This window comes from Candidatus Nitrospira neuquenensis (genome assembly GCF_979578155.1).
Genome location: NZ_CEFZDU010000004.1, coordinates 130,016 through 136,234 on the forward strand (window position 1 = coordinate 130,016; position 6,219 = coordinate 136,234).

General features: G+C 66.2%; 6 protein-coding genes and 1 pseudogene. 2 read left to right on the forward strand and 5 right to left on the reverse strand.

Features of this window, described 5'->3' with window-relative positions; genetic code table 11:
- Both AC1U7O_RS02515 and AC1U7O_RS02520 read left to right on the forward strand, forming a co-directional pair.
- Window positions 1-633 carry a Maf family protein gene (locus tag AC1U7O_RS02515; RefSeq protein WP_479892991.1) on the forward strand — a complete coding sequence of 211 codons (633 nt, stop codon included), beginning with the start codon at window positions 1-3 and terminating at the stop codon, window positions 631-633.
- Between the two features lie 146 nt (window positions 634-779).
- Window positions 780-1,466 carry a hypothetical protein gene (locus tag AC1U7O_RS02520; RefSeq protein WP_479892992.1) on the forward strand — a complete coding sequence of 229 codons (687 nt, stop codon included), beginning with the start codon at window positions 780-782 and terminating at the stop codon, window positions 1,464-1,466.
- Window positions 1,467-1,485: 19 nt separating this feature from the next.
- Here the strand turns inward: AC1U7O_RS02520 and AC1U7O_RS02525 are convergent, their stop codons facing one another.
- The 5 genes and pseudogenes from AC1U7O_RS02525 to AC1U7O_RS02545 all read right to left on the reverse strand — a co-directional run bounded on the left by AC1U7O_RS02525 (window position 1,486) and on the right by AC1U7O_RS02545 (window position 6,174).
- Window positions 1,486-2,130 (reverse strand): DUF429 domain-containing protein, encoded by a 645-nt coding sequence (locus AC1U7O_RS02525; RefSeq protein WP_479892993.1) that lies wholly within the window; start codon window positions 2,128-2,130, stop codon window positions 1,486-1,488.
- Window positions 2,127-2,861 (reverse strand): cytochrome b5 reductase family protein, encoded by a 735-nt coding sequence (locus tag AC1U7O_RS02530; RefSeq protein ID WP_479892994.1) that lies wholly within the window; start codon window positions 2,859-2,861, stop codon window positions 2,127-2,129. Before AC1U7O_RS02530 ends, AC1U7O_RS02525 begins: the two co-directional genes overlap by 4 nt.
- Before the next feature lie 959 nt (window positions 2,862-3,820).
- Window positions 3,821-4,021: pseudogene (locus AC1U7O_RS02535) on the reverse strand (BrnT family toxin); the annotation flags it as partial.
- Window positions 4,022-4,318: 297 nt separating this feature from the next.
- Window positions 4,319-5,230 carry an ADP-ribosylglycohydrolase family protein gene (locus AC1U7O_RS02540; RefSeq protein ID WP_479892995.1) on the reverse strand — a complete coding sequence of 304 codons (912 nt, stop codon included), beginning with the start codon at window positions 5,228-5,230 and terminating at the stop codon, window positions 4,319-4,321.
- A gap of 101 nt (window positions 5,231-5,331) precedes the next feature.
- A complete protein-coding gene (locus AC1U7O_RS02545; protein ID WP_479892996.1) occupies window positions 5,332-6,174 on the reverse strand; it encodes a hypothetical protein in 843 nt (280 codons plus the stop codon).
- Between the last annotated feature and the right edge of the window lie 45 nt (window positions 6,175-6,219).

The following is a 6,219-nucleotide window of genomic DNA, read 5'->3' on the forward strand; positions in this document are numbered from 1 at the left end:
ATGCCCCTGATCCTGGCCTCCACCTCGCCCCGCCGGAAGGACCTGCTCGCCCTGCTCGGCGTCCCCTTCGAGGTCGTGGAACCGCATTTCCAGGAGGACCTCCGCGCGCCGGGCCCGCCGGAGGAACTGGCCGGACGGTTCGCCCGGGGCAAGGCCGAGTCCTGCGCGGCGCGGCGGCCGGACGCGCTGGTCGTCGGCAGCGACACCTTGATCGCCTGCGAGGGTCTCGTGCTGGGCAAACCGCGCGACCTGGCGGAGGCGGGCGCCATGCTGCGGCGGCTCCGGGGCCGCCCGCACGCGATCCACACGGCAGTGGCGCTCAGGCGGCTCGCCGACGGGGTGGAGGCGGTGGAGGTCGAGACCGTGCGCGTCTGGATGCGGGGCTTCGCGGAGGAGGAGCTTGACGCCTACCTGCGCACGGGCGAGAGCCTCGGCAAGGCCGGCGCCTACTCGATCCAGGGCCGCGGGGCGGGGCTCATCGAACGGATCGAGGGCGACTATCCGGCCGCGGTCGGGCTCCCGCTGCGTCGCCTCGCCGCGCTGCTGCGCCGTCACGGCGTCCTCCTGCCGGTGGACGTCGAGGCGCTCTATACGAAGCGCCCCTATCCCAACTGGGCGCGCTTCGCGCCGTGACCGCGCGCAATGTGCATTGGCCTGGATTCCGGCCTCCGCCGCAATGACGGATTCCCATCGCACACGGTTTGCATTGGACCGGCGGTTTTTCTTACAATGGCGCCCGGCCGATCGCGTGATCGGCCGGGATTCAGGAGGAGGACGGTATGCGGGACGGAGGGCGACGGGCGGGGCGGCGGGGGGCCGGTGGAGCGAAGCTGGGCGCGGCGCTGGCCGGCGCGATCGCGCTGGGCGCGGCCGCGGGGCCGGGCTGGGCCATCGACGTGAATCTCTCCATGGAGGAGGCGAAGAAATCCCTCGCCGCGGGCCGCGAGCCCATGGAGGCGGCCAACACGCCCGACGAGGTGAAGAAGGTCCTGCAGCAGGCGTCCAAGGCGACCAGGATCGGCGCCGACCCGGAGAAGGACCCCTGCGGCACGAGCGCCGTCCTGCGGACGAAGCGCTTCCGGCTGGAGGCTTTCGGCCGGCAGGAGGCGACCGAGTCGAAGAAGAAGAAGCAGGACGTCCGCATGCCCGACGAGTACATCGCCAAGGTCATCGAGATGCCCTACCTGGAGATGGACATCCAGCTCTGCGGCGACGACGAGTACTTCGCCGAGGGCGCCCAGGTGGTCCTGCAGCAGGGCTCCAAGACGATCCGGCCGGTGGACATCGGGCAGGCCGACCGGGGTCGGAAGAACGAGATGGAAGGCAAGGGCCCGGCCTATCGGTCGCGGTTCACGGCGCGGTTCGCCTACGACAGCTTCGACCCGAACGCGAAGACGAAGGTCGTGATCAATCTGCAGGACGGCAAGCAGGAGGAGTTCGACGCGGACTTCTCGAAGGTGAAGTAGGCGGGCCGGCCCCGGACCCTCAGCGCGTCCGCGCGCGCCGGGCCCCCGCCGGCACGTTTCCCGCCGCCGGCACCAGGATGCCGGCCTTCCCGCCGAGCCGACAGCCCCGGCCCAGCAGGAACCACCGCCCGACCAGCGCGGCGGTTGCGGCGTCCAATTCGTCGCCCGTGGCCCGCGCCCGCACCCCGCGCAGCCCCAGCTTCCTCAGCCCGGCCAGCAGTCCGCGCCGATCCCGGTGCTGGCGGGGCAGCCCCCACAGGTCCTGGGCCGCGCCGGGGTAGCACTCCACCGGCGTGTACCCCATGGCCCAAAGCCTCCGCTTCAGCGCGAGCCCGCGCTCCGTCAGCATCCGCATCGGCCCGAGCGTGACGGGGAAAAAGCGGATGCCCAGCCTCGACAGGGCGCGGTCGCAGGGGCGTAGGTGCTCGCCCGTGCGGTCGTGGATCGTGCGCCGGCCCCTGGGGAGCGTCAGCGGCGCGTCGATCGGCACGAGGTCGGGCCTGGCCCGCCGGACCAGGGCGAGGATGTCCTCGTCGTCGTGGGCCACGCTCGTGTCGGCCGTCAGGCCCCGGAGGAGACACAGGCCGGTCGGCCGGCGCGGCGAGCCGGCCAGGTCCACGCCGACGACGACCAGGGGGCCGTCTGCGCGGCGGTTGCGCTTCACGGGAGGATGACGGCGTGCTCGGAATGGCCGATCCGCTTGAGGGCCGTCTCCAGGGTCTCCACCATCGGCGGCGGGCCGCAGAGAAAGACGACCGTGTCGGGGCCGGGCGGCGGCAGGTGGCGGCGCAGCATCTCCTCGGTGATCCGTCCGGCGCCCTGCGTCCACCCTGCCGGCGGCTGCTCCAGCACGTGGTAGCAGCGAAAGTTCGGATGCTCGCGCGCGTGCCGCTCCCACTCCTCGCGAGAGATGATGTCCGCCTCGGTCTTGTTCGCAAAGACCAGGAAGAGGTCCACCGCCTGGCGCGTCGCGAGGATCCAGCGGATGATGGCGATCATGGGGGTGATGCCGGTGCCGCCGGCGACGAAGCCCGCCCGCCTCGCCATGCCGTCCACCCAGTGGCCGCCGGGATTGGGGCCGCTCATCAGCACCTCGTCGCCGACCCGGCGGTCGTGAAGGTACTTCGACACCGTGCCCCGCTCGTAGCGCTTGACCGTGAGCTCGAAGAAGCCGGTGACGCCCGGCAGCGAGGAGGGGGTGTAGGGGCGCTTCACCGCCTTGCCGTCGATCACGGCGTGGACGTTGAGAAAGTCGCCGGGCAGCAGATCCAGCGTCGCGTCGGCGGGCAGACCGAACCGGAAGGTCTTCGTGTCGTAGGTGTCCGGCTGGATGGCCGTCAGCCGGTACGGCGCGGGCGTCTTCGTCCTGACGCGGATGGGTGACGGCTGGCTCATGGGACGATCCTACGGCATTGACACGGATTTGTACAAGATTGACAGTGTCGGCCACCCGAGGTTCCTATGGCCATTCCTCCAAGGACGGTGTTCCGCTCTCAAAGGCGTGTGCAACCCTGACCGAGCTGTGCGCTCAAGTGGCCGCCGAAGGCCACGAGAAAACCATCACGCGGAACGGGGAGAGTTGCGCTGCGCTGATCGGCGCGAAGCGGCTCGACCATGACCACCGCTTGGAGCGGGAGCACATTCATCTCATGCTTCTGCAGGAGGCCGTTCGCGGCCTGGACGACCTCAGGGCCGGAAACACTCTGACTCCCATCAAGACATGGCCGGTAGGCGGCCGGTCTTCACCGATAACTTCTCGGCCGACCTGACCGCCGTCGAGGTCGTTCTCGGTCCAGAAGCGGCCTCCACGTTGTCCCGCCTCCTCGACCGTCTCTTCGATGACATCGTGCCTACCCTGTGCCGGTTTCCGGAGTCCGGCCGCGTCCTTCTTGCTCATACCGTTCGATCCGCCGAAGCGCGAGCGTTCGTGCGGCGGCTGCGGGCTCGCGTCCGCGGTAGGAACGCGCTTCGGGAATTCATCGTGGACGAGTACTTGGTACTCTGCATGATCCGGCGGGACCGCAGTGGCTTTCTGTCCATCAAACATCTGGCGGGAGGCCGCGGAGAGCTCGCTCCTCGACCAGCCGCGTGAACGCCGTCTTGAGCTGGTCGAGGCCCTGGCGGAGGTCTTCTTCGGGCCCCCTGCCTTGGCCTGCATCGCGTGAAATATCTCGTTGAGAATGGGTTCCTCCCCTGCGATAGAGTCGCAGGTCATTGGAAGGAGGGACCGCAAAGCCTCGCTCACCGATGTCGAGCCGCGGAACGCCTTGCCGACGCCGGGATCGCGAACGCGACGTTCGCCCCTTCATTTAAGAAGGCGCCGATAATATTTCCCCCGAACCGCCTTCGAAGAGTCAAAGGTGTATTCGGGGCGAAGATCGTCGCTGAAGACTTCGCCTCGACGTTTCAAGTCGCTTCCGCTCGTGTCGCGTCGCAGGTCGTGCGCTGAGGAGGTACACAGCCTTGCCGCGCTCAGTGTGTGAAACGGCGAATGGGCTGCCGTGTGCCGAGTAGCCAACCGTGATGAACCTCCGCTCGCCGGCCGAGTGATCGGGCCATCGAAGGCGGCAGAGAAGGGATCATCCAGCACGGTGACCGCTCATAAAACACGGTGACCGCTTCGTCAAGGGAGGCACTGTGCTTCCGAAAATTCCGCCTGGCCTTTTCACGATCCCATTCACGTTGCATTCAACGATCCCGGTTGCTCTCAAGTGCTCGGCGTCTAACGGAGCGGCGGCTGAGCCGCAGGCGCGCGGGCAAGCGGGCTTGCCGGAGCGCGTGTCGGCTCCAGGCGCGTGATGGGCCGCCCGAGCGGCCCCATCACGCGCAGCGCCGTCCGCTGCATGCTGTTGTTAGACCGTTCCTTCTGTCCTTCGGTGAAGTGCATCCGCTAGCCTCGTGATCTCGGCCCGGAGCGCCAGGCGTTCCAGCCAACGCGGAGGAATTCCTCTCTCGCCGTAGTACGCCCCCGCGACCTGACCGCACACTGCCGCCGTGGTGTCTGCGTCGTCGCCGAGGTTTGCTGCCAAGAGGATCGCGGCCTCGAAGCTGTCCGTACGCGCGAAAGACCACAGCGCCGCCTCCAAACTCTCGACCACATAGCCTGATCCTCGGATCGCCTCCTCCAGTTTTGCCCGGTAAGACCCACGCGCAATGGCCGAGATACGCTCGCTTGAGAAGAACGCCCCCGCATCTCCCAAGAGGACATCCTCCTTCGAGCGTCCCAGGAGGGCGCGGAAAATGACCTTGCCGAAGAGTCGGCACGCGTCAATGCACTCCTCGGCGCCATGGGTCGTGCGCGAGCTGTCGACCGCAAACCGTTCGACCGTGTCAAAATCGGGGAAGAAGAACATGGCGACTGGGGCGAGCCTCATAATGCATCCATTGCCAGCTGTGTTCGGATCGGTGGATCCGGCGTACGGGTTCCCCTCGCACCGATACCTCCGGAGCGCCGATGCGACGGTGTTGCCGATGTCGAAGCAATAGCCGGTGCTGCTCAGATAGCCCGCGTCCGCCCATCGACAGTAACGCTCCATTTGATCCCGGACGTCGAACTCGCCTTGCTCGATGAGACTCGTGGCCAGACAGAGCGCCATTGAGGTGTCGTCTGTCCACTGACCGGGCGCGAGCCCGAACGGGCCCCCGCCGACCATGTCCGTTAGGGGCTCGAACGTTCCCCGAGGACAGAACTCAAGCGTCGTTCCGACGGCGTCACCCACCGCGAGTCCCAGCAGGCATCCCCGAAATCTCTCGTTCGTGTTCATCTCGTACTCGCCGGTCTAACGGAGCGGTTGACGCGTCCGTGTAGGCGGGCGAAGCCTGTCGGAACAGGTCGGGTCGAACCGCGGGGTAGACATCGATGGTCTCACTCGGCTTCCTCGGCGTACTCGTCGAGCACGGTATCGGAAAGATGCGCGAGATGCTTTTGTGCTTCGAGCTCGCGTAGGCTGTCGTATGAAAGATAGGTGCAACTCTCCGCGAGTGGACCTTTCTCGAGCAGAGAAAACACAGGGCGTCGAATCTCTTGAAAGACCTTCTCACGCTTTGCACCAGGCGCCACGATGTGCAACTTAATGTCCATATTGGGCTGCAGCGCGAGCAAGTCTGCCATTCGCAAGATGCCCGAGTAGACAGAGGTCGTGTGTTCGACTTCAAAGGCGCGCACAATTGATCGACCACGGAGCCAGAGAACGTCGATCTGCTCGATCGTCCGTAGGGTGGTGTCGTCGTAGTTAAGCGGCAGGCGCTCAAGGAGAGTCTGTCCGCCGTCTTTCCACTCTCTCAGCACCGCTCCGCGGTCGGCGCGGGGTATCCATATCGACAAACCCATCCGTGCCCCGATCTGTGCGATGAGCGCCTGAACTCGAATGGACTCGCGTGTTTCTGCCTCCTGGGCCTCTGGCGCCTCTTCCACGACAGCTGAGTCGTCAGGCACTGAGACCGTGACGACCTTATCGGGACGGCTAACGGTGTGAGTCGTGAGCTTCTTGGTGTCCTGTTCGTCAAGGGGATACGTCTTCCCTTGACTCGATTGGGCGATGAGGGTTTCAGCGAGAAACTTGCCGTCCCGGTCGTCTAGGCGCACCAAACTTCCGCGGACCTTTCCGGTCCAGCCGATCGAGCCTTTCTCTAATCCGCGTGTGAAGGAGAGGCCAGCCCAGATGAGATCGTCGTGAATAGGAATCGCCTTCTCGATGTTGTCAATCATCAGCCGAAGTTGACCCTTTTATTCTGATGTGAAATTGCCCCCTCC